We start from the raw sequence: 23,140 nt of genomic DNA on the forward strand, positions 1-23,140 counted from the left end.
TCAAACCTTACCTTGTGTTTATAAGGGCGTTGTTGAAACGCCGGCCGCAGCGTAGTTCTGATTGACCGTCATCTGCCTGGCAATCTGCGAAATCTTCGTCGCGTAGTTCGGGTCGGTTGCATAACCGGCCTTTTGCAATTCGCGTACAAACTGTTCTGGGTTATCGGCCGACTTCAACACTTCTTGATAGCGATTATTGCTCTGCAACAACGTCACCAGATCGTGGAAGCTGTCCTTGTACGAGGCATAGGAACGGAACTCGGCCGTCTCCTTGACCATCTGCCCGTTGCGGAATTCGCTGGTGATCGCCCGGGCCGAATCGCCCTTCCAGTTGCTGCTGGCCTTGATGCCGAACAGGTTGTGACTGCTGCTGCCGTCCTGGGCGCGCATGACCGATTTGCCCCAGCCGGTTTCCAGCGCCGCCTGAGCCACCAGATAACGCGGATCGACGCCGATGCGAGCTGCGGCTTCCTGCGCCATCGGCAGCATGGTGTTGACGAATTGGTCGGCGCTGCTGAACGCACGCTTGGCTGGCGCCAGCGGGATCTGCGCCATGGCGCGACCATAAATCTGCATCTGCCCGCCAGAGGCCTTGTCCGCCTCGGCGCGGGCCAGCCAGTCGCCGTTGTACAGCGGGCCGGCGCCGGTGGCAGCGACGGTCGTGGCGCGCTGCGGCAATTGAGTGGCCGCCGCCGGCGTGGCCGACGGCACCAGACCGGCGAGCAAGCGATCCGCCAGTTTCGGCGGCAACGCCAGACGACGCTGGTTGATCATTTCCATGTCATTGCGATGGGTCAGTTCAGTGTTCGGCGCATGCACCGAACGCGACGCCCACAGCGGACGCTCGCCATTGAGTCGCGACAACGGACCATTGGCAGCCACGGTGCCAGCGGCAATCGGCGTGGCCACGGCAGCGGCCTTGGCCCTGGCTTCTTCCTGCTTGGCGGCGGACGCGGCCGCAGCCTCGCCCGGCGCCATCGGTTTGTTCTTCGACATCTGCTTGATCAGCACGTCGGCCAGGCCAATACCACCGCCCTCGCGGGACAGGGAGACCGCCAGTTGCTGGTCATACATTTCCTGATACTGCTTGGCGGCCGGCGTGTTGAGCGGGTTGTCCTGCCCCAGCGCTTCAGTGGCCGAACGCATCGACTTGAGCATTTCACCGAGGAACAGCGATTCGAATTCCTGCGCGACCTTGCGCATGTTCCCATCGCTGTTCTTGTCGCCGACCTTCAGCTGATTCAAGCGATTGAGGTCGGAGTACGAACCCGAATCGCTGCTGCTGACCAGACCGCTTTTGCGCATATCCATGATCGGCGTCCTCAGATCACGATCAGGTCGGCTTGCAACGCACCGGCCTGCTTCAGGGCTTCGAGGATGGCCATCAGGTCACCCGGCGCGGCGCCGACCTGGTTCACCGCACGGACGATCTCGTCGAGGGTGGTGCCCGGGCCGAACTTGAACATCGGCTTGGCTTCCTGCTCGGCATTCACCCGCGAGCGCGGCACGACGGCGGTCTGACCGTTGGACAGCGGGCCCGGCTGGCTGACGATCGGGTCTTCGGTGATGGTCACGGTCAGGCTGCCGTGGGTCACGGCGGCCGGCGATACCTTCACGTTCTGGCCGATGACGATGGTGCCGGTACGCGAGTTGATGATGACTTTCGCCACGGCCTGACCCGGATCGACTTCGAGGTTTTCCAGGATCGACAGGTAGTCGACACGCTGGCTCGGATCGAGCGGCGCGGTCACACGGATCGAACCGCCGTCGATGGCCTGGGCAACGCCAGGGCCGAGCATGTCGTTGATCTTGTCGACGATGCGCTTGGCGGTGGTGAAGTCGGAACGGTTGAGGTTCAGCGTCAGGCTGTTGCCCTGGTTGAAACCACTCGGCACCGAACGCTCGACCGACGCACCGCCAGGGATGCGACCGGCCGACGGAACGTTGACGGTGATCTTCGAACCGTCACGACCTTCGGCGTCGAAACCACCCACCACCAGGTTGCCCTGAGCGATAGCGTAAACGTTGCCGTCGATACCCTTGAGCGGAGTCAGCAACAGGGTGCCGCCGCGCAGGCTCTTGGAGTTACCGATGGACGATACGGTGATGTCGACCTGCTGACCCGGCTTGGCGAACGCCGGCAGATCGGCACTCACCGATACTGCCGCGACGTTTTTCAGCTGCACGTTGCCCGATCCCGGCGGCACCTTGATGCCGAACTGCGAGAGCATGTTGTTGAAGGTCTGCAGGGTGAACGGGGTCTGCGTGGTCTGGTCGCCGGTACCGTTAAGACCGACCACCAGGCCATAGCCGATCAACTGGTTGGAACGCACGCCGGAAATGCTGGCGATATCTTTCAGCCGCTCGGCGTGGGCACCAAAGGCTGCGGACATCAACGCCGCAGCGAGCATGAGGCTCTTGAAATTCAACGTAGCCACCTAGAAAGGGAACAGCGGGCTGAGGAAGAAACGGTCGAACCAGCCTGGCTGACTCGCATCGGCGAACGAACCGGTGCCCGAGTAGGTGATGCGTGCATCGGCGACACGGGTCGACGACACAGTGTTGTCGGTGGCGATGTCATCGGCCCGCACGAGACCGGCGATCCGCACCAGCTCGTCGCCAGTGTTGAGGGTCATCCACTTTTCGCCACGCACGGCGATGATGCCGTTGGGCAGCACGTCGGCGACGGTTACGGTGATCGAGCCGGTCAGGGTGTTGCCCTGGGCCGCCTTGCTGTCACCCTTGGTCGCGCGGTCGCCGCTGTAACCGACATCCAGGCTCAGGTCGTTACCGCCCAACGGGTTGTTGGTGGTGCCGCTGCCGCCGAACAGCGAGGTCAGGCCGATGCCGGTCTTGCTGTTCTTGGCCACCTGTGAGTTGGCGTTCTTGCTCGCCTGGGTCTTCTCGTTCAGGGTGATGGTGATGATGTCACCGACCCGGAACGCCTTGCGGTCGCTGTACAGGTTCTGCTCGAAACCGGCCTGATAGATCGAGCCGTTGTTGGCGGCCGACGGCAACGGTGTGCGCGGCAACACCGGGGCGTAGTAAGGATCATTGGGCTTGGGCGTCGGAGCGACGCAGCCCGCGAGCGAGACGACCCCGCTCAATGCCACAACAGATACAAAGCGCTTCATGACCCTTACCTCACGGTGTTGCAGGCGACCTCATGGCCGCCTCATAGACTTGATTACAGATTCTGCGTTACGAACGAGAGCATCTGGTCGGCGGTGGAGATCACCTTGGAGTTCATCTCGTACGCGCGCTGGGTGGTGATCATGTTGACCATCTCTTCCACGGTGCTGACGTTGGAGGTTTCCAGGGTGTTCTGCAGCGTGGTGCCGAAACCGTTCAGGCCCGGAGTACCGACTTGCGGCGCACCGGAAGCGGCGGTTTCCAGGAACAGGTTGTTGCCCACCGCTTGCAGACCGGCCGGGTTGATGAAGTCAGCGGTTTGCAGGTTGCCGATCACCTGAGCGGCAGGGTTGCCGGCGACGGTGATCGACACGGTGCCGTCACGACCGACCGTGAAGGTCTGGGCGTTGTTTGGAATGACGATGGCCGGTTCCAGGGCGAAACCGCTGGCGTTGACGATCTGGCCGTTGGAGTCGAGGTGGAACGTACCGTCACGGGTGTAGGACGTGGTGCCGTCCGGTTGCAGGATCTGGAAGAAACCGCGACCGTCGATGGCCATGTCCAGCGGCTGCTCGGTGGTTTGCAGGCTGCCGGCGGTGAAGTTTTTCTGAGTGCCGACGATGCGCACACCGGTACCCACTTGCAGACCCGACGGCAGTTCGCTGTCCTGGGTCGACTGGGCGCCTGGCTGACGCTTGATCTGGTACAGCAGGTCCTGGAACTCGGCGCGGTCACGTTTGAAACCCGTGGTCGACACGTTCGCCAGGTTGTTGGAAATGGTGGTCAGGTTGGTGTCCTGGGCGGACAGACCGGTTTTGGCAACCCATAGAGCCGGAAGCATTCGATTCTCCTCGTGCGCCTGTTTTACGGCGCGACGTTCTGATAATTAGCTGATCTGCAAGACCCGAGCCATGGCCTGGTCGTCGTCTTTGGCGGTGTTCATCATCTTGACGTGCAGTTCGAACTGCTTGGCCAGAGCCAGCACCGACGTCATTTCTTCCACGGCGTTGACGTTGCTCGACTCCAGGAAACCCGACACCAGTTTGACGTTGGCATCGGCCGGCGCAGGCTGGCCGTCCTTGGTGTAGATCGAACCGTCCAGGCCCTTGTTCATGTTCTTGATGTCCGGGTTGACCAGTTTGATGCGGTCGACTTCGGCCATGACGCGCGGGCCTTCGCCCATCGCACGAATGCTGATGGTGCCGTCTTCGCCAACTTCCACCTGTTGCTCCGGCGGCACCGCGATCGGCCCGCCGTTGCCCATGACCGGCATGCCATTGCCGGCACGCAACACGCCAAGTGCGTCGATATTCAGGCTGCCGGTGCGCACGTAGCTTTCGCCGCCGTTGGGGTTCTGCACGGCAATGAAACCGTTGCCGCTGACGGCCACGTCGAGGTCACGGCCGGTCTGCACCAGCGAGCCCGGCGTGAAGTCGGTGGCGGGCCGTTCGCTCATGGCAAACGCACGCGCCGGAAAGCTGTCACCGAACACCGGCATCGAACGCGCCTGTTCCAGGTCGCGCTGAAAACCGTTGGTGGAGATGTTCGCCAGGTTGTTGGCATGAGCCTTTTGCGCCAGTGCGTTCTGGCTGGCACCGGTCATTGCCACATAAAGGTACTTGTCCACACTCTTTCCTCTGCATGCCGGACGTTTGCCGCCCACCGCTGTACTGCTGAGCCATAAGCAATTTGCAGACCAACTTTTTTCTGGCGGCCGAGGACCCGATAAACAAAGGACTTGAGGGATTTTGCGAAGAGGAGGGAAATGTATCGAAGACGAAAAACCGGCGGTGTCATGCCGCTTGGCGGCAAACACCCGATCCGGCCGTGATCACTCGGACGCGTCCTTGCCGACTTCGTACTCACGCAACTTGTTGGCAATCGTGGTGTGCGAAACCCCCAGCCGCTTGCCCAGTTGCCGACTGCTCGGATGCTCGGAATACAAGCGCTCCAGCACCGCTTTCTCGAAGCGCCCGACAATCTCGTCGAGCCCGCCTTCAAGGGAGAAATCGCCAAGCGGCTGACGCACACCGTAATCCGGCAGACGAATGTGCTCGGCCTTGACCGTGCCGCCGTCGCACAGCGAAACCGCCTGGAACAACACGTTCTCCAGCTGCCGCACGTTGCCCGGCCAATGGTAGTGACTGAGCCGGTCCATCGCCGCCGGCGCCAGTTTCGGCAGCGGGCAGCCGATCTGCCGGCTGGCCTGATCAAGGAAGTGCTCCACCAGCGGCGTCAAACCGTCGAGACATTCGCGCAGTGGCGGGATGTGCAACGACAGCACGTTCAAGCGGTGATACAGATCCTGGCGAAACTCGCCCCGCGCGCACAGCTCCGACAGGTCGACCTGGGTTGCGCAGATCACCCGCACATCGAGGTAAACCTCTTCATCACTTCCCACACGACGGAAGCAGCCGTCCTGCAGGAAGCGCAGCAATTTCACCTGCAAGCGCGGGCTCATTTCGCCGACGCCGTCGAGGAACAACGTACCGCCTGCCGTCAGCTCCAGCAGCCCGAGCTTGCCTTCGGCACGCGCACCTTCAAAGGCACCGGGACCGTAGCCGAACAGTTCGGTCTCGGCCATCGACTCCGGCAGCCCGGCGCAGTTGAGCGCCATCAACGGCGACTGGCCGCGCGGGCTCGCCAGGTGACAGGCCCGCGCCAGCAATTCCTTGCCGGTGCCGGTTTCGCCCTCAATCAACAACGGCGCATCCAGCGGTGCCATGCGTCGTGCTTCACGCACCACCGCCGCCATCACTTTCGAGCTCTGGAAGATGCTGTCGAAGCCACGCAGTTCCTGCTTGCGCACGTTATAGATGCGCTCGCCGACGCGGTCCGCGCGGTGCAAGGTCAGCACGGCACCGGCCATGGCCTCGCTGTCGTCGTGCTCCGATTGCAACGGCGCGATGTCGGCCAGAAAGATGTCGCCCTTGACCTTGACCCGCATGCCATTGATCCGCGATTTGTTGGCGCGCACCAGTTCCGGCAGGTCGAAATCTTCGGCGTAACGCGACAGCGGAATCCCCGGCACCTCATCCACCCGCACCCCGAGCAACTGCGCTGCCGCACGGTTGGCTGCCACGATGGAGCCACCCATGTCGATCGACAGCACCGGAAATTCCAGCGCGCCGAGCAACGCATTCAACTCCATGTGCCGCCGCTCGCTGGGCATCAGCCCTACCCGCTTGACGCCGAACACCCCGGCAATCGCCTCGAACTTGGGTCGCAGCGCCTGGAACTGAATGTTGATCAGGTTCGGGCAATGCAGGTAGATCGCGTTGCCATGCTCACCGCCCACCTCGCCACGGGCAACGTTGATCCCGTACTCCACCAGCAGATTAAGAATGTCGCGCAGGATGCCGATGCGATTCTGGCAGTGGACTTTGATACGCATATAAAGGCCCGAAACAGGTGAAGAGGTGGTCTGACGCCGGAATTTTCTGCGCGTCGTGCAAGATAGTCGTCAAGATTATGTGACAGCCATCGGCCTTTTCAAACCCGACAGCCAGCGCAAACACGACTTATCGCACGAAGCGTAACGAAAATTTTACGAATTAAAGAGACTTTTCCTACTCGACCGATCTTCAACCTGCTGCAACAACAAACATTCCGGGGTATTTCTCAGTCCATCGCAGGACATAACAAGAACGAAATTCCCCTCGCAGGAGAGCAGTATGAAGCAGACGCAATACGTGGCCCGCGAGCCCGATGCGCAAGGTTTTATCGACTACCCCGCCGAAGAACACGCGGTGTGGAACACGCTGATCACCCGCCAGATGAAAGTGATCGAGGGGCGTGCGTGCCAGGAATACCTGGACGGTATCGAAAAACTCGGTCTGCCCCACGACCGCATTCCGCAACTGGGCGAGATCAACAAGGTGCTCGGCGAAACCACCGGTTGGCAGGTTGCCCGCGTTCCCGCGCTGATCCCTTTCCAGACCTTTTTCGAATTGCTCGCCAGCAAGCAGTTTCCGGTGGCCACGTTCATTCGCACCCGTGAAGAACTGGACTACCTGCAAGAGCCGGACATTTTCCACGAGATCTTTGGCCACTGTCCGCTGCTGACCAACCCGTGGTTCGCCGAATTCACCCACACCTACGGCAAACTCGGCCTGCAGGCCACCAAGGAAGAACGCGTTTATCTGGCGCGTCTGTACTGGATGACCATCGAGTTCGGCCTGGTCGACACCCCGCAAGGCAAACGCATCTACGGCGGCGGCATCCTGTCTTCGCCGAAAGAAACCGTTTATTCGCTGTCGGACGAGCCCGAGCATCAGGCCTTCGATCCGCTGGAAGCCATGCGCACGCCATACCGCATCGACATCCTGCAACCGCTGTACTTTGTTCTGCCGAATCTCAAGCGCCTGTTCGACCTGGCCCACGAAGACATCATGGCCATGGTCAAGCAAGGCATGCAGCTGGGTCTGCACGCACCGAAGTTTCCGCCAAAACCAAAAGCTGCGTGAACCGTGGCTTTTACTTACAAGTGAGTCTGTCAGTCGTCGCGGCTTTGGTTTAGCGTGACGACATTGACGACCGTAACAGCTCTTATAAAAAAGACATCCGATCTCAGGAATCAAACCATGTCCACTTTGAACCAAGCCCATTGCGAAGCGTGCCGTGCCGATGCCCCACAAGTCAGCGATGAAGAACTGCCGATCCTGATCAAGCAGATCCCTGACTGGAACATCGAAGTCCGCGACAGCATCATGCAGCTGGAAAAAGTCTTCCTGTTCAAGAATTTCAAGCACGCGCTGGCCTTCACCAACGCCGTCGGCGAGATCTCCGAGGCCGAAGGTCATCACCCGGGCCTGCTGACCGAGTGGGGCAAAGTCACCGTGACCTGGTGGAGCCACTCGATCAAAGGCCTGCACCGCAACGACTTCATCATGGCCGCGCGCACTGACGAAGTGGCCAAGACCGCAGAAGGACGCAAGTAATGCATTTCGACGCCATCGGCCGGGTGCCCGGCGACCCGATCCTCGGCCTGATGGAGGCCTACGCGCAGGACTCCAACCCGCGCAAGTTCGACCTCGGCGTGGGCGTCTACAAGGACGCCCAGGGCCTGACGCCGATCCCCGAAGCGGTGAAAATCGCCGAGGCGCGGCTGGTCGAGAGCCAGGACACCAAGACCTACATCGGTGGCCACGGCAATCCGCTGTTCGGCAAACTCATCAATGAGCTGGTGCTTGGCGCCGACTCGAAGCTGATCGCCGAGCAACGCGCTGGCGCCACCCAGACACCGGGCGGCACGGGTGCCCTGCGCTTGGCAGCAGACTTCATCGCCCAATGCCTGCCGGGCAAAGGCGTCTGGCTGAGCAACCCGACCTGGCCGATCCACGAAACGATTTTCGCGGCCGCCGGGGTCAAGATCAGCCATTACCCGTACGTCGGCAGCGACAACCGTCTCGACGTCGATGCCATGCTTGCCGTGCTCAACGAAGTGCCGAAAGGCGATGTGGTGCTGCTGCATGCGTGCTGCCATAACCCGACCGGCTTTGACCTGAGCCACGACGACTGGCAGCGGGTGCTGGACGTGGTGCGCAGCCGCGATCTGCTGCCGCTGATCGACTTCGCCTATCAGGGCTTTGGCGACGGTCTGGAGCAGGATGCGTGGTCGACCCGGCTGTTTGCGGCCGAGTTGCCTGAACTGCTGATCACCAGCTCCTGCTCGAAGAACTTCGGCCTGTATCGCGATCGCACCGGTGCGTTGATTGTCAGCGCGAAAACTGCTGACAAGCTGATCGACATCCGCAGCCAGTTGGCACACATTGCCCGCAACCTGTGGTCGACGCCACCGGATCACGGCGCGGCCGTGGTCGCCACAATCCTCGCCGACCCGGAGCTGAAACGCCGCTGGGCCGACGAAGTGGAAGCCATGCGCCTGCGCATCGCCCAGTTGCGCAGCGGTCTGGTGGAAGCGCTGGAGCCGCACGGTCTGCGCGAGCGTTTTGCGCACATCGGCGTGCAACGCGGGATGTTCTCCTACACCGGCCTGTCGCCGGAACAGGTGAAGAACCTGCGCGAGCATCACAGCGTGTACATGGTCAGCTCGGGCCGGGCCAACGTTGCGGGGATTGATGCAACGCGTCTCGACCTGCTGGCCGAAGCGATCGCCAACGTCTGCAAATAAACAAATGTCAGGGGTGGCGGGCACACCGCCGCTCCCACATTTGCCCTGCGTCACCCTGTCGCACTTGTCTAGACAATCCCGCCCGTCGAAACAAATGGATTTAAAAATCTGTTTGTCACTTTTCCTGCTGTATCCTTCGCAAGCTTTCTGAAAGCGCGGATCTACCAGATCTATCAACAGACTTAGCGAGGAGCGCAACCATGCACGAGATTCCGAATCTCCCCTTCCCAAGCCTGCACGAAACTGAGCAGACGACCACGCAACAAGCCGGTGCCCAACAGCCCGAGCCGAAAGAAGCCGCCGAGAGCCGTCCGGCCGACAGCGAAGAGTAAGCAACACCCGCCGTACAGACCGTGTGGAAAGCGCTAACATGCGCTTTCCACACTGCCTGAAACATGAGCTGCCATGTCCAAAGAATTCGATGAACAACAGGCCGAGATCCTGATCGGTACCACCGAGAAGATGATCGAGATCTGGAGCCGTCTCTCGCCCGAGAAACAGGCCGCCCTGCTCGCCCGTTTCGGCAGCGAAGAAAACGCATTGGCCGCATTGGTCACCACGCAATTGGTCGCTCCGGCCAAATAGTTTTACTTTTCCCCGCCCCAGACCCGTCCGCATCGGTATCATGAGCAGCCTATCTATTCTGCTCTTCCCGTGGATCGTTATTCATGTCGTCCTCTATGCCAGAACCCCAGCGCCCCCTGGCGGTCACGCTGCAAGTCGTTTCCATCGTCCTGTTCACTTTCATCGGCTACCTGAACATCGGCATTCCGCTGGCGGTGCTGCCAGGTTATGTGCACAGCGACCTGGGCTTCGGCGCGGTCATCGCCGGGCTGGTGATCAGCGTGCAATACCTGGCCACCCTGCTCAGCCGTCCGTATGCCGGCAAGATCATCGACAACCAGGGCAGCAAGCGTGCGGTGATGATCGGTCTGGCCGGCTGTGGTTTGAGCGGTGTGTTCATGCTGATTTCGGCGTGGACCCCCAACCTGCCGCTGCTGAGCCTGATCAGCCTGTTCGTCGGCCGTCTGGTGCTGGGCAGCGCTGAAAGTCTGGTTGGCTCAGGCTCAATCGGTTGGGGCATCGGCCGCGTCGGTGCAGCCAACACCGCCAAGGTCATTTCGTGGAACGGCATCGCCAGTTACGGTGCGCTGGCCGTCGGTGCGCCGCTCGGGGTATGGCTGGTCAGCCGTTTCGGTCTGTGGAGCATGGGCGTAAGCATTCTGCTGCTCGCCACGCTGGGGCTGCTGCTGGCCTGGCCGAAAACCGCCGCGCCGATTGTGGCCGGTGAGCGTCTGCCGTTCATGCACGTTCTCGGTCGCGTCTTCCCGCATGGCTGCGGACTGGCGCTGGGCTCGATCGGTTTCGGCACCATTGCCACCTTCATCACCCTGTATTACGCCACGCAGCATTGGGACAATGCGGTACTGTGCCTGAGCCTGTTCGGCGCCAGCTTCATCGGTGCGCGACTGCTGTTCGGCAACCTGATCAACCGCCTCGGCGGCTTTCGTGTGGCGATTGCCTGCCTGTCGGTGGAAACCCTGGGCCTGCTGTTGCTGTGGCTGGCGCCGGACGCGCACTGGGCACTGGCTGGCGCGGCATTGAGCGGTTTCGGTTTCTCGCTGGTGTTCCCGGCGCTCGGCGTGGAAGCCGTGAACCTGGTGCCGGCCTCGAGCCGTGGTGCGGCGGTCGGCGCTTATTCGTTGTTCATCGACTTGTCGCTGGGCATCACCGGGCCGCTGGCAGGGGCGATTGCAGCAGGCTTCGGTTTTGCCTCGATCTTCCTGTTCGCCGCCCTCGCCGCGCTGAGCGGTCTGGCATTGAGCGTCTATCTGTACCGCCACACGGCGAAGTACCGCGAAGACTAGAAATCCACCTTGCCCCGCCCGGCCTTGATGCTGCCGCGCTTGGTCTTCGATTCGAGCCGACGCTTCTTTGAACCCAGCGTCGGCTTGGTCGGCCGCCGCTTCTTCTCAACTTTGGTGGCACTGAGAATCAGCTCGGTCAGACGCTCCAGCGCATCGGCGCGGTTCTGTTCCTGCGTGCGGTACTGCTGGGCCTTGATGATCAGCACGCCGTCGCCGGTGATGCGACTGTCGCGCAGCGCCAGCAGCCGCTCCTTGTAGAACTCGGGCAAGGACGAGGCCGGAATGTCGAAGCGCAGGTGCACGGCGCTGGAGACCTTGTTGACGTTCTGCCCACCGGCGCCCTGGGCGCGGATGTACGTCAGTTCGATCTCGGCATCCGGCAGATGCACATTGTTGGAAATCACCAGCATGGAAAAGCGTCCCTGATCAGAACCCGCAGGATACCGCGAAAGTACAAAAAACCCGGCACTTGGCCGGGTTTGTTGTTTTTGCAACGACGCTTACTTGGCTGCGCTCGCTGCGTGCAGTGCCTGCTGCGCGCCACGTTTGTTCTTGATCACGTAGCAGACCCACATGAACACCACCCACACCGGAATCGCGTACACCGAGATCTGAATGCCGGGGATCAGCAACATCACGCCAAGGATGAACAGAACGAACGCCAGGCAGATGTAGTTGCCGTACGGGTACCACAGCGCCTTGAACAGCGGCTTCTGGTGGGTCTTGTTCATGTGTTGGCGGAACTTGAAGTGCGAGAAGCTGATCATCGCCCAGTTGATCACCAGCGTCGCAACCACCAGCGACATCAGCAGCTCCAGCGCATGTTGCGGGATCAGGTAGTTGAGCAGCACGGCCACCAGGGTCACAGCCGCCGATGCCAGGATCGAACGCACCGGCACGCCGCGCTTGTCGATCTTAGCCAGCGCTTTCGGCGCATCGCCCTGCTCGGCCATGCCCAGCAGCATGCGGCTGTTGCAGTAGGTGCCGCTGTTGTACACCGACAATGCCGCGGTCAGAACCACGAAGTTGAGGATGTGCGCAGCGGTGTTGCTGCCGAGCATCGAGAACACTTGCACGAACGGGCTGCCGCTGTAGGAATCGCCCGAAGCATTGAGGGTTTCCAGCAGGCTGTCCCACGGGGTCAGCGACAACAGGATCACCAGTGCGCCGATGTAGAAAATCAGGATCCGGTAGATCACCTGGTTGATCGCTTTCGGGATCACGGTTTTCGGCTTGTCGGCTTCAGCTGCGGTGAAACCGAGCATTTCCAGGCCGCCGAAGGAGAACATGATGATCGCCATGGCCATCACCAGACCGCTGACGCCGTTGGGGAAGAAGCCACCGTGGGACCACAGGTTGCTGACCGAAGCCTGCGGGCCGCCATGGCCGCTGACCAGCAGATAGCTGCCCAGCGCGATCATGCCGACGATCGCCACGACCTTGATGATCGCGAACCAGAATTCGGCTTCACCGAAGACTTTGACGTTGGCCAGGTTGATCGCATTGATCAGCACGAAGAACGCGGCGGCGGTGACCCAGCTCGGGATCTCCGGCGCCCAGTAGTGGATGTATTTGCCGACTGCGGTCAGCTCCGACATGCCCACCAGGATGTACAGGATCCAGCAGTTCCAGCCCGACAGGAAACCGGCGAAGCCGCCCCAGTATTTGTGCGCAAAGTGGCTGAAGGAACCGGCCACCGGCTCTTCGACGATCATTTCGCCGAGCTGGCGCATGATCATGAAGGCGATGAAGCCGCAGATCGCATAGCCGAGGATCATCGACGGGCCGGCGGATTTCAGCACCCCGGCCGAGCCGAGGAACAATCCGGTACCGATCGCGCCACCGAGGGCGATCAGTTGAATATGGCGATTTTTCAGGCCGCGTTTCAGCTCGCCTGATTGCGAGTTTTGTCCACTCATGAAAAAGGTCTCACGCAAGGTTTGATGATGTTCAGTAGACGTTGCTGCAAGGTGGCGATTTCAGCCAACCTTGATCAAACCCCAGCGCAGGCACCAGGAATTCAGCTTTTTTACAACGGTCATGCGTCACCTGTTTGTTTTTATCTGTGACGAAATCGAACCCGACACGCTTGTGACGCGGCGGAGTGAACAAGGCGGATAAACCTTGAGGTTTGCGCGATTACGCAGAGGGTCACAGTTAAAACGCGGCGCATTGTACACCGCTAACCCCCTGCTGCCAGACCTCGCCGGATCAGCGTGTCGGTTGCCGGGATTGCATGTGTCCACCCCGGGAGGCCCGGGCGGCTGCAAAATTTGAGTCAGGCCTTTGCAGGCCATCGGCGTGGACGATGGAAGATTCGCCCCACGTGGAGAAGTGAAAATGGATAACGGCGTTCATTGCGCCTCCTTCTTGTTATGCACCTGCACGACAGGCATGGAGCGCATCTCACCCTCCAAACGACGCTGAAACAAGCGCGCCAGAGCGCTGCGCAAGGCCCGGCGGGCCTGGCTCCGGCAGATTTTCCTTACACCCAGGCAAAGCCACCCGTTTCATGGGACGGCGAGGGCATTTTCGTAAATATTCACTGACAGCGCGTAACGTAAAGTTGCCACTCCAGACACGTCGAAGCGGCGCCCGGTGATTGACGTTAGCTGGCTAACTATTTGAAAGGCGTTAAGTTTTTTGTTTTCAAACAAGAAAAAAAACAGCCGAAAAAAGAAATAAAAAGTCCAAAAAAAAACGCCAACCCTGTGGTTGGCGCTTCTGTTTTTCAGCTTGAAGCTTGCGGCTCGAAGCTTACAACTGCGTTATTCCGGCTTCTTGCGACCGAAACCCGGACGCTGGCCGGAACCGGCCGGTGCGCCACGGCGCTTACCCGACGGCTTGTCATCGTCAGCCAGCTTGATGCCCGGACGCTTCGGCGCCGGTTTGGCCGGGCGCTTGGTGTCGGCTGGACGATCCGCCACCGGCGTACCGCGACCTTCGCCCCGCTCGGTACGGCCATTGGCCGGACGCGGACTACGTGGGCCGCGCTCGCCATCCGGACGCGTTGCCGGCTTGCGACCTGGACGCTCGCCTTCGATCTGCGGCTCGCGGACCGGACGCGGACCGGCGCCAATCGGTGCACCGTTGGCCGGTCGCAGGGTGCGCACGCGCTCGGTACGGGCCATCGGACGCGACGACTTGCGCTGCATGCGGTCGAGCTTGTCTTTGCTCTTGGCGTTCAGTTGCGGCATGGCCACCGGGGTCAGGCCGACTTCGGCGCTCAGCACGTCGACTTCGTACTGGCTCATTTCGCGCCAGCGGCCCATCGGCAGGTCGGAATTGAGGAACACCGGACCGAAACGCACGCGCTTCAGGCGGCTGACCACCAGGCCCTGGGATTCCCACAGGCGACGGACTTCACGGTTACGGCCTTCCATCACCACGCAGTGATACCAGTGGTTGAAGCCTTCGCCGCCCGGCGCCTGTTGAATGTCGGTGAAACGCGCCGGGCCGTCTTCCAGCACGACGCCGGCCTTGAGGCGCTCGATCATTTCGTCATCGACTTCACCGCGGACACGCACCGCATACTCACGGTCCATCTCGTAGGACGGGTGCATCAGGCGGTTGGCCAGTTCACCGTCGGTGGTGAACATCAGCAGACCGGTGGTGTTGATGTCGAGACGACCGATGTTGATCCAGCGGCCTTCTTTCGGACGCGGCAGCTTGTCGAACACGGTCGGACGGCCTTCCGGGTCGTCACGGGTGCAGATCTCGCCATCGGGCTTGTTGTACATGATCACGCGGCGAACCGACTCGGCGGCTTCTTCGCGTTTGATGACCTTGCCATCAATCGTGATGGCGTCGTGCATGTCGACACGCAGGCCCAAAGTGGCGTCTTTGCCATTGACCTTGATGCGGCCGGCAGCGATCCAGGATTCGACGTCACGGCGCGAGCCGACGCCGATACGGGCGAGGACTTTCTGCAGCTTTTCGCCTGCTGGGCCGATTTCCTGGTCGTCTTTCTGATTGATGTCACTCATCTGGGCACCTCCCGGTGTGGTCTGTTCAGTGGCGCTGAATTGAGCCGCTGAAACGTTGAAATCTGGGTTTTCGGGCGAAGGGATCGCCGAAGGGTCGCGAATCATACGCGGATGTGGCCGCGCGCGCATCAGAGACTAGTCGATCAGGACAAGGTTATTTCTTTTTCCGCCGACCGGTGGCCCCGAGCTTGATCAAACGCAGCGCGGCTTCGGCCAATACAGTGCGCTTGTCGTCCTTGTCGAGTTTCTTCCAGGCCCGGATCTCGCGCTTGCTGCGACCGCAGCCGAGGCAGATATCATCGCTGAACTTGCAGACGCTGATGCACGGGTCCTTGGTCGAGCTCATGCTCAATCCTCGAACTCGCGGCGTTCGGCTTCGATGGCTTCGGCCAGGGCGCGGGCCTCGGCCTCTTCTTCGCTCAATTCTTCCTCGGCGGCGGGTTCGGGTGCGGGCTGCTCAAGCCGGGCGACGGCGGCCAGCAGCTTTTCCCGGGCTTCGGCCACGCCGAGCACATCGTCTTCCTGCTCGGGCTCGAATTCAGGCTCAAACTCAGATTCAGGCTCGAATTCAGTTTCGAATTCACCCTCAACCGGCCGCTCGACAGGATCGGACTCAACCCCGGACGGCATCGATTCGCCGCCCAACCCGTCACGCAGCAAGTCGTCGAAGTCGGTCTTGATCCCCTCCTCCATGCTGTCCAGTTCCAGCAGCAGGGTATGGAAACTGGTTTCCTCCTTCGGCTCTTCCGGCTCGGCGCCGGCATCGGCCAGTTCCTGCAAGCCCGGTGGCACCGGAGCGTCGTCGAAGTCGAGCACCGGTTCCGCCTCAATCTCGCGCAACTCGGCCAGCGGCGGCAAGTCGTCGAGATTCTTCAGATTGAAGTGGTCGAGAAACGCCTTGGTGGTAGCGAACATCGCCGGTTTGCCCGGCACGTCGCGGTAACCGACGATACGGATCCACTCGCGTTCCATCAGCGTCTTGACGATGTTGGTGTTGACCGCCACGCCCCGCACATCCTCGATCTCGCCCCGGGTGATCGGCTGGCGATAGGCGATCAGCGCCATGGTTTCCAGCAATGCTCGGGAATAACGTTGCGGACGTTCTTCCCACAACCGGCCGACCCACGGCGCGAACTTCTCGCGGATTTGCAGGCGATAGCCCGACGCGACTTCCTTGAGCTCGAACGCCCGGCCCTCGCAGGACTTGCCGAGCAGGGTCAGGGCTTTCTTGAAGACCGGCGGTTCCGGGCGCTCGCCTTCTTCGAACAGTTCATACAGGCGCTCGAGGGATTGCGGCTTTCCCGAGGCCAACAGAAAGGCTTCAAGCAGGGACGCCAGCTCGCGGGGTTCAGTCAGGTTCATATCGGGACTCGTTATTCGGCTCGGGCTCGCACGTGGATCGCGGCGAACGGCTCATTCTGCACCAGCTCGATCAGGGATTCCTTGACCAGTTCAAGGATCGCCATGAAGGTCACCACCACGCCGAGCTTGCCCTCCTCGGCGGTGAACAGCTCGACGAACGGCACAAACCCGCCGCCCTTGAGCCGCTCCAGCACGTCACTCATGCGCTCGCGGGTTGACAGCGCCTCGCGGCTGACCTGATGGCTTTCGAACATGTCGCCGCGGCGCAACACCTCGGCCATGGACATCAGAATTTCCTCCAGTGCCACGTCCGGCAACAGCTTGCGCGCACGGGCTTCCGGGGCGTCGAGCTTGGGCACGATCACATCGCGACCGACCCGGCTCAGGCCATCGATACCTTCGGCGGCGGCCTTGAACCGTTCGTACTCCTGCAGACGGCGGATCAGTTCGGCGCGCGGATCGTCTTCTTCATCCTCGACGGTTTCGGCCCGGGGCAGCAGCATCCGCGACTTGATCTCGGCCAGCATCGCGGCCATCACCAGGTACTCGGCGGCCAGTTCCAGGCGCACCGACTGCATCAGCTCGACATAGCCCATGTACTGGCGGGTAATTTCCGCCACCGGAATATCGAGGATGTTGATGTTCTGTTTGCGGATCAGGTACAGCAGCAGGTCGAGGGGGCCTTCGAAGGCTTCGAGGAACACTTCCAGCGCATCCGGCGGGATGTACAGGTCCAGCGGCATTTCCGTGACGGCCTGGCCATAGACCATGGCAAACGGCAGTTCCTGCTGGGCACCGGCCTGGGGATCAACGGTTTCCACTGCGGACATTCAGGCCTCGACCATGAATGGAGCCGGGTCGCCGCAACCGACGCGGATCACTTCCGGATCATCGCCGGTCAGGTCGATCACGGTGGAGGCCTTGATGCCGCCGGAACCGCCGTCGATGATCAGATCCACCTGATGCTCGAGCAACTGGCGCATTTCGTATGGATCGCTCAACGGGTCTTCATCGCCCGGCATGATCAGGGTCACGCTCATCAGCGGCTCGCCCAGTTCGGCCAGCAGCGCCAACGCGATGGGATGGCTCGGCACCCGCAGACCGATGGTGCGTTTCTTCGGATGCAGCAGCAGGCGCGGCACTTCACGGGTGGCGTTGAGAATGAAGGTGTACGGCCCCGGGAGGTGGGCTTTGAGGATTCGAAACGTCCCGGTATCGATCTTGGCGTAGTTGCCCAGTTGCGACAGGTCGCTGCAGATCAGCGCGAAGTTGTGCTTTTCGTCGAGTTGACGCAGGCGACGAACGCGCTCGATGGCGTTCTTGTCACCGATCTGGCAACCGATTGCGTAGGAAGAGTCAGTGGGATAGACCACAACTCCGCCCTTGCGGATGATCTCGACGGCCTGTTTGATCAGGCGCGTTTGCGGGTTTTCCGGATGAATCTGGAAAAATTGACTCACATTCTCTACCTGTTCAGACGGCGGCAATAACTGGGTCATGTTTGAACCGACACCACAGGGGTGGAAGGTCCTCCGGCACCGGCCGGTACTGGCCGATCTCGGACCAGCCACCAGGGCCATGGAAATCACTGCCGGCGCTGACCAGCAGACCGAACTCACGGGCAAGGATTGCCAGGCTGCCCACCTGTTCCGCAGGCTGATGACCATTGACCACTTCGATCGCCTGCCCGCCCGCTTGAATATAGTCGGCAATCAGCTTTCGGCGCTTGCTGCGGGTGAAATCGTAGTGCCACGGATGCGCCAGACTGACCCAGGCGCCGGCAGCGCGCAGCGTACCGACGGTGTCTTCAAGGGTCGGCCAGTGCAGCTTGACGTCCCCCAGCTTGCCGGCGCCGAGCCATTTGCGAAACGCCTCGGCGCGATCCTTTACATAACCTTCACGCACCATCCAGTCGGCGAAATGCGGACGGGCCGGCGCGTTGCCGCTGTCGCCCAGTTCCTGCTGGATCTGCCGCGCGCCGTCGAGCGCATTCGGCATGCCCTTGAGGGCGAGCTTGCGGCTTATTTCCTCAGACCGCAGCCAACGGCCATCGTGCAACTTCGCAATAGCCTCGACCAACGGTGCGGCATTGACGTCGAAACCGTAGCCGAGCACGTGAATGGTCGCCCCGCCCCAGGTGCAGGACAATTCGACGCCGTTGACCAGTTGCATGCCCAGCGCCTCGGCGGCCGTACGCGCTTCGGCGAGGCCTTCGAGGGTGTCGTGATCGGTCAGGGCCAGGACTCGCACGCCGTTCTCGAACGCACGCGCAACCAGTACCGCAGGCGCCAGGGCGCCATCGGAGGCCGTGCTGTGGCAGTGCAAATCAACATTCACGGGGATGTGTTACCTCAAATCAGCTGGCGCTATCGCGCGCCCATATGTTTGTTATTATGCCGCCACATCCAGCTTCTGGCTCTCACTGTGAAACAATTCATCGATTTCATCCCGCTTCTGCTGTTCTTCATCGTCTACAAACTCGATCCACGCACCGTCGACGTTGCCGGCCATGAACTGACGGTAGGCGGCATTTACAGTGCCACCGCCATGCTGATCATCAGCTCGCTGGTGGTGTACGGCGCGCTCTTCATCAAGCAGCGCAAGCTGGAGAAGAGCCAGTGGCTGACCCTGATTGCCTGCCTGGTGTTCGGCAGCCTGACACTGGCCTTTCACAGCGAAACCTTCCTGAAATGGAAAGCCCCGGTGGTCAACTGGCTGTTCGCCCTGGCCTTCATCGGCAGCCATTTCATCGGTGACCGCCTGCTGATCAAGCGCATCATGGGCCACGCACTGACCCTGCCGGATCCGGTCTGGACCCGACTGAACATCGCCTGGGTCGCCTTTTTCCTGTTCTGCGGGGCCGCCAACCTGTTCGTCGCCTTCACCTTCCAGAGCATCTGGGTGGACTTCAAGGTGTTCGGCAGCCTGGGCATGACCGTGCTGTTCCTGGTCGGTCAGGGCATCTACCTGTCCCGTCACCTGCACGACGCCGATACCACAACGCCAAAAACCGAGGACTGACATGCTCTACGCCATCATTGCCACCGACGTCGCCAACTCTCTGGACGCCCGTCTCGCCGCGCGTCCGGCACACCTTGAACGCCTGCAGGTGCTCAAGGGCGAAGGCCGCATCGTGCTGGCCGGCCCGCACCCGGCGGTCGACAGCAATGATCCGGGCGCAGCAGGTTTCAGCGGCAGCCTGATCGTTGCCGAATTCGACTCCCTGAGCGCTGCGCAAGCCTGGGCCGATGCCGATCCTTACATCGCCGCCGGCGTCTACGCCAACGTGATCGTCAAGCCGTTCAAGCAAGTCCTGCCGTAACCTCCCCCCGTAAACGCCCTCAGCGCGATGAACCTTGTCCGTTCATCGCGCTCTCAATCGCTCATTATTCTCGTTTGCCGGCCGACAACCTGCCCAATATCCATTTGGAAACAGGAGTCGCGATGCGCAAGGGTCCGTTGTGTCTGATGTTGGTCACGTTGTCGATCATGGCGCCCGCCCATGGTGACGAAAGCACCGAGGGCGGCAGCTCCACGCCGCTCTCATTGAGCGCCGGCAGTCAGATCACCGAGTTGCAGCAGCGCCTGAAGGCCAGTGAGCAGCAACGGGAAGAACTGAGCAAACAACTGCAAAATGCCGATAACACCCGCGAAAGCGCCCAGCTTGCCCGGCTGCGCCAGGAGAACCAGCGTCTGAAGCTGCAACTCAAGGAAGCCCAGGCCAGCCCGCTGCCGCGCCTGCTGACCGAACAGCAGCAATGGTTCGTCACCGGGGCCGGGGTAGCGCTATTGGCGCTGCTCTGCGGTATCTTTGCCAGTGGAGCAAGCCGAAAACGTCGGCAATGGCTAAATTGAGTGAGTCATGAGCGAGCTGTTACTGATTGATGATGACCAGGAGTTGTGTGAACTCCTGAGTAGCTGGCTGAGCCAGGAAGGCTTTCAGGTCCGGGCCTGCCACGATGGTCAGAGCGCCCGCAAGGCGCTGGCCGAAACCGCGCCGGCGGCCGTCGTGCTGGACGTGATGCTGCCCGACGGCAGCGGTCTGGAACTGCTCAAGCAACTGCGCAGCGATCACGCCGACCTGCCGGTGCTGATGCTCTCGGCCCGGGGCGAGCCGCTGGACCGGATCCTCGGCCTGGAACTGGGCGCCGACGATTACCTGGCCAAACCCTGCGATCCGCGCGAACTGACCGCCCGGCTGCGCGCCGTGCTGCGCCGCAGCCACCCGGCTGCCGTGTCGACCCAGCTGGAGCTGGGCGACCTGAGCTTCAGCCCGGTGCGCGGCGTGGTCAGCATCGACGAAAAGGAATTCACCCTCACCGTCTCCGAAAGCCGCCTGCTCGAGGCCCTGCTCAAGCAACCGGGCGAGCCGCTGGACAAACAGGAACTGGCGCAGATCGCCCTCGGCCGCAAGCTGACCCTGTACGACCGCAGCCTGGACATGCACGTCAGCAACCTGCGCAAAAAGATCGGCCCGCACCCCGACGGCCGTCCGCGCATCGTGGCCCTGCGCAGCCGTGGCTACTACTACAGCCTCTGATCGTCTGTCAGTTTTGTCAGGTCGGCGCGAAAACGTGTTTACCCAAGCTTTACACAGCGCTGACCGCCGCTGACCTTGATCTCCGTAATCTGTACTCATCCGGAACGTACCGGGAACGAGACAAAGGAGATTCACCATGCGCAAGACTCTTATCGCTCTGATGTTTGCCGCTGCCCTGCCGACCGTCGCCATGGCCCTGCCACAGGATGGCGGCCCGATGGGTGGCCCGCTGGACGGCCCGCGCCATGGCGGTCAGATGCACGGCATGCACGGCAAAGGCCCGTACAGCCAGCTGGACCTGTCCCGCGAACAGCGCGAGCAGATCCGCAAGATCATGGGCGAGCAGATGCACGAGCGTAAGCAGACGGTCGAAAAATACCTGGAGAAACTCTCGCCAGCCGACCAGAAAGCCATGAAGGACGAGATCGCGGCCAATCACAAGAAGGCCGAGTCCGATGTTCGTGCCGTGTTGAAACCGGATCAACAGAAGAAATTCGACGAGATCCAGAAGAAACAGGCCGAGCGTCGCGCCGAATGGGCAGAGTTCAAAGCCTGGAAAGCGCAACAGCCGCAAAAGGCGCAATAATGTTCTGACCCCAGGCCCGACGGCTTACCCCGTCGGGCCTGCTTTCACCCGATCAAATGTGGGAGCGACGGTGCGACGATTCGACTTGCTCGCGATAGCGGTGTATCAGACAAAACTTAGCTGTCTGACACTACGCTATCGCGAGCAAGCTCGCTCCCACAGGGTTTTGCGTTTGTTCTGAGGAATCATTGTGCGTTCATTGTTCTGGCGTATTCTCGCCAGCTTCTGGCTGGCCATCGCTCTGGTTGCAGGGCTTTCCATTCTGCTGGGGCACATGCTCAACCAGGACGCCTGGATCCTCAGCCGCCATCCGGGCCTCAACACCCTGGCCGCGGAATGGACGCAGACCTACGAAACCCAGGGTGAAGAGGCCGCCCAGGACATCCTCGAACAGCGCAAACGCCAGTACCACATCGACGTGCAAGTGCTGAACGAAAGCGGCGACCCGGTGGTGCGCGGCACCTTCCCCCGGCGCGCGGCCGCCTTCGAGGCGCGGCAGAACAACGATGACCGACGCCTGCCCTGGCGCCGTCTGACCGACGAATTCACCAGCGAAAAAAGCGGCGACACCTACCTCTTCATCTATCGCATCCCGCACCCGGAACTCGACGCCTGGCACCGCGAAAGCCTGCTCTGGCCACTGAGTGCGCTGGGCATTGCGCTGGTGGTGCTGACCCTGTTCAGCCTGCTGGTGACGTTCTCCATCACCCGCCCGCTCAGCCGTTTGCGCGGCGCGGTGCACGACCTCGGCCAAACCACCTATCAACAGAACAGCCTGGCGCAACTGGCCAACCGTCGGGATGAGTTCGGCGTGCTCGCCAACGACTTCAACCGCATGGGCGCACGCCTGCAAAGCCTGATCGGCAGTCAGCGCCAGTTGCTGCGCGACGTGTCCCACGAATTGCGTTCACCGCTGGCACGCCTGCGCATTGCCCTGGCTCTGGCCGAGCGTGCAAGCCCGGAAGAACGGGAAAAACTCTGGCCGCGCCTGACCCGCGAGTGTGATCGGCTGGAAGCATTGATCAGTGAAATTCTGGTGCTGGCGCGGGTCGATGCCGACAACGCCAGCGCCGAAGAAGTGGATCTGAATGCCTTGCTCGCTACCCTGCAAAAGGACGCGCAACTCGGCTCACCGGAGCAGACTGTGCTTTTGGAGGCCGAGCCGCAGCTCAACATGACGGGATGGCCGACCATGATCGAGCGCGCCGTGGACAACCTGCTGCGCAATGCCCAGCGCTTCAACCCGGTCGGGCAGTCGATTGAAATGCAGGCGTCACGTCAGGGTGAGCGGATCGTGATAAGCGTGCGTGACCATGGGCCGGGGGTGCAGGCCGAACATCTGAGCCAGTTGGGCGAACCGTTTTATCGGGCGCCGGGGCAGACCGCCGCCGGGCATGGCCTGGGACTGGCGATTGCCCGGCGAGCGGCGGAACGGCATGGCGGAGCGCTGGTGCTGGCCAATCACCCGCAGGGCGGGTTTGTGGCGAGTCTTGAGTTGCCGCTGGTGCCGGGGGCTGTTGTTCAGCCCTGATG

Annotated in this window: 26 protein-coding genes; 12 read left to right on the top strand and 14 right to left on the bottom strand. The window is 61.5% G+C overall.

Going from position 1 to position 23,140, the window contains the following annotated elements:
- Positions 1-18: 18 nt before the first annotated feature.
- The 6 genes from flgJ to QLG12_RS18190 form a co-directional block, all read right to left on the bottom strand.
- Positions 19-1,311 carry a flagellar assembly peptidoglycan hydrolase FlgJ gene (flgJ, locus tag QLG12_RS18165; protein WP_282475022.1) on the bottom strand — a complete coding sequence of 431 codons (1,293 nt, stop codon included), beginning with the start codon at positions 1,309-1,311 and terminating at the stop codon, positions 19-21.
- Positions 1,312-1,322: 11 nt separating this feature from the next.
- Positions 1,323-2,411 (bottom strand): flagellar basal body P-ring protein FlgI, encoded by a 1,089-nt coding sequence (locus QLG12_RS18170; RefSeq protein ID WP_011333019.1) that lies wholly within the window; start codon positions 2,409-2,411, stop codon positions 1,323-1,325.
- Positions 2,412-2,438: 27 nt separating this feature from the next.
- Positions 2,439-3,134: a flagellar basal body L-ring protein FlgH gene (gene flgH, locus QLG12_RS18175; protein ID WP_085699519.1), complete on the bottom strand. Its 696-nt coding sequence runs from the start codon at positions 3,132-3,134 to the stop codon at positions 2,439-2,441.
- A gap of 53 nt (positions 3,135-3,187) precedes the next feature.
- A complete protein-coding gene (gene flgG, locus QLG12_RS18180) occupies positions 3,188-3,973 on the bottom strand; it encodes a flagellar basal-body rod protein FlgG (protein ID WP_011333017.1) in 786 nt (261 codons plus the stop codon).
- Between the two features lie 45 nt (positions 3,974-4,018).
- On the bottom strand, positions 4,019-4,759 hold the full coding sequence (locus QLG12_RS18185; RefSeq protein ID WP_011333016.1) for a flagellar basal body rod protein FlgF: 741 nt from the start codon (positions 4,757-4,759) through the stop codon (positions 4,019-4,021).
- A gap of 204 nt (positions 4,760-4,963) precedes the next feature.
- A complete protein-coding gene (locus QLG12_RS18190) occupies positions 4,964-6,526 on the bottom strand; it encodes a sigma-54-dependent phenylalanine hydroxylase transcriptional regulator PhhR (protein WP_011333015.1) in 1,563 nt (520 codons plus the stop codon).
- A gap of 280 nt (positions 6,527-6,806) precedes the next feature.
- On the opposite strand from QLG12_RS18190, the gene phhA reads away from it, so the two are divergent.
- The 6 genes from phhA (at position 6,807) to QLG12_RS18220 (ending at position 11,133) form a co-directional block, all read left to right on the top strand.
- Complete coding sequence (phhA, locus tag QLG12_RS18195) at positions 6,807-7,598, top strand: phenylalanine 4-monooxygenase (RefSeq protein ID WP_039765515.1); 792 nt, start codon at positions 6,807-6,809, stop codon at positions 7,596-7,598.
- 117 nt (positions 7,599-7,715) lie between these two features.
- Entirely contained in the window at positions 7,716-8,072 is a 357-nt protein-coding gene (locus QLG12_RS18200) for a 4a-hydroxytetrahydrobiopterin dehydratase (RefSeq protein WP_003222798.1), read from the top strand.
- Positions 8,072-9,265, top strand: a complete 1,194-nt coding sequence (locus tag QLG12_RS18205) for an amino acid aminotransferase (protein WP_236193841.1) — start codon at positions 8,072-8,074, stop codon at positions 9,263-9,265. The genes QLG12_RS18200 and QLG12_RS18205 overlap by 1 nt, the downstream gene beginning before the upstream one ends.
- A 200-nt stretch (positions 9,266-9,465) precedes the next feature.
- Entirely contained in the window at positions 9,466-9,597 is a 132-nt protein-coding gene (locus QLG12_RS18210) for a hypothetical protein (RefSeq protein ID WP_007958347.1), read from the top strand.
- A gap of 73 nt (positions 9,598-9,670) precedes the next feature.
- Positions 9,671-9,850: a hypothetical protein gene (locus QLG12_RS18215; protein ID WP_085747137.1), complete on the top strand. Its 180-nt coding sequence runs from the start codon at positions 9,671-9,673 to the stop codon at positions 9,848-9,850.
- 95 nt (positions 9,851-9,945) lie between these two features.
- The gene (locus tag QLG12_RS18220; protein ID WP_172829517.1) at positions 9,946-11,133 is read left to right on the top strand and encodes an MFS transporter; all 1,188 of its coding nucleotides are present in this window, start codon (positions 9,946-9,948) and stop codon (positions 11,131-11,133) included.
- Here QLG12_RS18220 and arfB read toward each other — a convergent pair.
- The 8 genes from arfB to QLG12_RS18260 form a co-directional block, all read right to left on the bottom strand.
- Positions 11,130-11,543 (bottom strand): alternative ribosome rescue aminoacyl-tRNA hydrolase ArfB, encoded by a 414-nt coding sequence (gene arfB / locus QLG12_RS18225; protein WP_011333010.1) that lies wholly within the window; start codon positions 11,541-11,543, stop codon positions 11,130-11,132. The genes QLG12_RS18220 and arfB overlap by 4 nt on opposite strands.
- A 90-nt stretch (positions 11,544-11,633) precedes the next feature.
- Positions 11,634-13,052, bottom strand: coding sequence for an amino acid permease (locus QLG12_RS18230; protein ID WP_064378594.1), 1,419 nt, complete (start codon positions 13,050-13,052; stop codon positions 11,634-11,636).
- 849 nt (positions 13,053-13,901) lie between these two features.
- Positions 13,902-15,119, bottom strand: coding sequence for a 23S rRNA pseudouridine(2605) synthase RluB (gene rluB, locus QLG12_RS18235; protein ID WP_197869657.1), 1,218 nt, complete (start codon positions 15,117-15,119; stop codon positions 13,902-13,904).
- Positions 15,120-15,273: 154 nt separating this feature from the next.
- Complete coding sequence (locus QLG12_RS18240) at positions 15,274-15,465, bottom strand: DUF1289 domain-containing protein (protein WP_007958358.1); 192 nt, start codon at positions 15,463-15,465, stop codon at positions 15,274-15,276.
- A 2-nt stretch (positions 15,466-15,467) separates the two neighbouring features.
- The gene (gene scpB / locus QLG12_RS18245) at positions 15,468-16,481 is read right to left on the bottom strand and encodes an SMC-Scp complex subunit ScpB (RefSeq protein WP_282475023.1); all 1,014 of its coding nucleotides are present in this window, start codon (positions 16,479-16,481) and stop codon (positions 15,468-15,470) included.
- A gap of 11 nt (positions 16,482-16,492) precedes the next feature.
- Entirely contained in the window at positions 16,493-17,191 is a 699-nt protein-coding gene (locus QLG12_RS18250) for a ScpA family protein (protein ID WP_170844946.1), read from the bottom strand.
- A 120-nt stretch (positions 17,192-17,311) separates the two neighbouring features.
- Entirely contained in the window at positions 17,312-17,941 is a 630-nt protein-coding gene (locus tag QLG12_RS18255) for an L-threonylcarbamoyladenylate synthase (RefSeq protein ID WP_197869659.1), read from the bottom strand.
- A gap of 13 nt (positions 17,942-17,954) precedes the next feature.
- The gene (locus QLG12_RS18260; RefSeq protein WP_197869660.1) at positions 17,955-18,818 is read right to left on the bottom strand and encodes a PHP domain-containing protein; all 864 of its coding nucleotides are present in this window, start codon (positions 18,816-18,818) and stop codon (positions 17,955-17,957) included.
- Positions 18,819-18,905: 87 nt separating this feature from the next.
- On the opposite strand from QLG12_RS18260, the gene QLG12_RS18265 reads away from it, so the two are divergent.
- From QLG12_RS18265 to QLG12_RS18290, 6 genes are all read left to right on the top strand, one after another.
- Entirely contained in the window at positions 18,906-19,502 is a 597-nt protein-coding gene (locus QLG12_RS18265) for a septation protein A (protein WP_236193849.1), read from the top strand.
- Position 19,503: 1 nt separating this feature from the next.
- A complete protein-coding gene (locus tag QLG12_RS18270; RefSeq protein WP_064378589.1) occupies positions 19,504-19,803 on the top strand; it encodes a YciI family protein in 300 nt (99 codons plus the stop codon).
- A 122-nt stretch (positions 19,804-19,925) separates the two neighbouring features.
- Positions 19,926-20,336, top strand: a complete 411-nt coding sequence (locus QLG12_RS18275) for a translation initiation factor 2 (RefSeq protein ID WP_011333001.1) — start codon at positions 19,926-19,928, stop codon at positions 20,334-20,336.
- 7 nt (positions 20,337-20,343) lie between these two features.
- Positions 20,344-21,021, top strand: coding sequence for a response regulator transcription factor (locus tag QLG12_RS18280; protein ID WP_007958370.1), 678 nt, complete (start codon positions 20,344-20,346; stop codon positions 21,019-21,021).
- A 136-nt stretch (positions 21,022-21,157) separates the two neighbouring features.
- On the top strand, positions 21,158-21,607 hold the full coding sequence (locus QLG12_RS18285; RefSeq protein WP_197869661.1) for an LTXXQ domain protein: 450 nt from the start codon (positions 21,158-21,160) through the stop codon (positions 21,605-21,607).
- A gap of 190 nt (positions 21,608-21,797) precedes the next feature.
- Positions 21,798-23,138: a HAMP domain-containing sensor histidine kinase gene (locus QLG12_RS18290; protein ID WP_197869662.1), complete on the top strand. Its 1,341-nt coding sequence runs from the start codon at positions 21,798-21,800 to the stop codon at positions 23,136-23,138.
- The last annotated feature ends 2 nt before the right edge of the window (positions 23,139-23,140 follow it).

The sequence above is a fragment of the Pseudomonas sp. V88_4 genome (assembly GCF_029967985.1).
Classification (GTDB): Bacteria; Pseudomonadota; Gammaproteobacteria; order Pseudomonadales; family Pseudomonadaceae; genus Aquipseudomonas; species Aquipseudomonas glycinae.

Bases quoted from the DNA above. Each gene is read 5' to 3' on its own strand.
- flgJ (WP_282475022.1), bottom strand. From the start codon at position 1,311: ATGGATATGCGCAAAAGCGGTCTGGTCAGCAGCAGCGATTCGGGTTCG.
- QLG12_RS18170 (WP_011333019.1), bottom strand. From the start codon at position 2,411: ATGCTCGCTGCGGCGTTGATGTCCGCAGCCTTTGGTGCCCACGCCGAG.
- flgH (WP_085699519.1), bottom strand. From the start codon at position 3,134: ATGAAGCGCTTTGTATCTGTTGTGGCATTGAGCGGGGTCGTCTCGCTC.
- flgG (WP_011333017.1), bottom strand. From the start codon at position 3,973: ATGCTTCCGGCTCTATGGGTTGCCAAAACCGGTCTGTCCGCCCAGGAC.
- QLG12_RS18190 (WP_011333015.1), bottom strand. From the start codon at position 6,526: ATGCGTATCAAAGTCCACTGCCAGAATCGCATCGGCATCCTGCGCGAC.
- phhA (WP_039765515.1), top strand. From the start codon at position 6,807: ATGAAGCAGACGCAATACGTGGCCCGCGAGCCCGATGCGCAAGGTTTT.
- QLG12_RS18200 (WP_003222798.1), top strand. From the start codon at position 7,716: ATGTCCACTTTGAACCAAGCCCATTGCGAAGCGTGCCGTGCCGATGCC.
- QLG12_RS18205 (WP_236193841.1), top strand. From the start codon at position 8,072: ATGCATTTCGACGCCATCGGCCGGGTGCCCGGCGACCCGATCCTCGGC.
- QLG12_RS18210 (WP_007958347.1), top strand. From the start codon at position 9,466: ATGCACGAGATTCCGAATCTCCCCTTCCCAAGCCTGCACGAAACTGAG.
- QLG12_RS18215 (WP_085747137.1), top strand. From the start codon at position 9,671: ATGTCCAAAGAATTCGATGAACAACAGGCCGAGATCCTGATCGGTACC.
- QLG12_RS18220 (WP_172829517.1), top strand. From the start codon at position 9,946: ATGCCAGAACCCCAGCGCCCCCTGGCGGTCACGCTGCAAGTCGTTTCC.
- arfB (WP_011333010.1), bottom strand. From the start codon at position 11,543: ATGCTGGTGATTTCCAACAATGTGCATCTGCCGGATGCCGAGATCGAA.
- QLG12_RS18230 (WP_064378594.1), bottom strand. From the start codon at position 13,052: ATGAGTGGACAAAACTCGCAATCAGGCGAGCTGAAACGCGGCCTGAAA.
- rluB (WP_197869657.1), bottom strand. From the start codon at position 15,119: ATGAGTGACATCAATCAGAAAGACGACCAGGAAATCGGCCCAGCAGGC.
- QLG12_RS18240 (WP_007958358.1), bottom strand. From the start codon at position 15,465: ATGAGCTCGACCAAGGACCCGTGCATCAGCGTCTGCAAGTTCAGCGAT.
- scpB (WP_282475023.1), bottom strand. From the start codon at position 16,481: ATGAACCTGACTGAACCCCGCGAGCTGGCGTCCCTGCTTGAAGCCTTT.
- QLG12_RS18270 (WP_064378589.1), top strand. From the start codon at position 19,504: ATGCTCTACGCCATCATTGCCACCGACGTCGCCAACTCTCTGGACGCC.
- QLG12_RS18275 (WP_011333001.1), top strand. From the start codon at position 19,926: ATGCGCAAGGGTCCGTTGTGTCTGATGTTGGTCACGTTGTCGATCATG.
- QLG12_RS18280 (WP_007958370.1), top strand. From the start codon at position 20,344: ATGAGCGAGCTGTTACTGATTGATGATGACCAGGAGTTGTGTGAACTC.
- QLG12_RS18285 (WP_197869661.1), top strand. From the start codon at position 21,158: ATGCGCAAGACTCTTATCGCTCTGATGTTTGCCGCTGCCCTGCCGACC.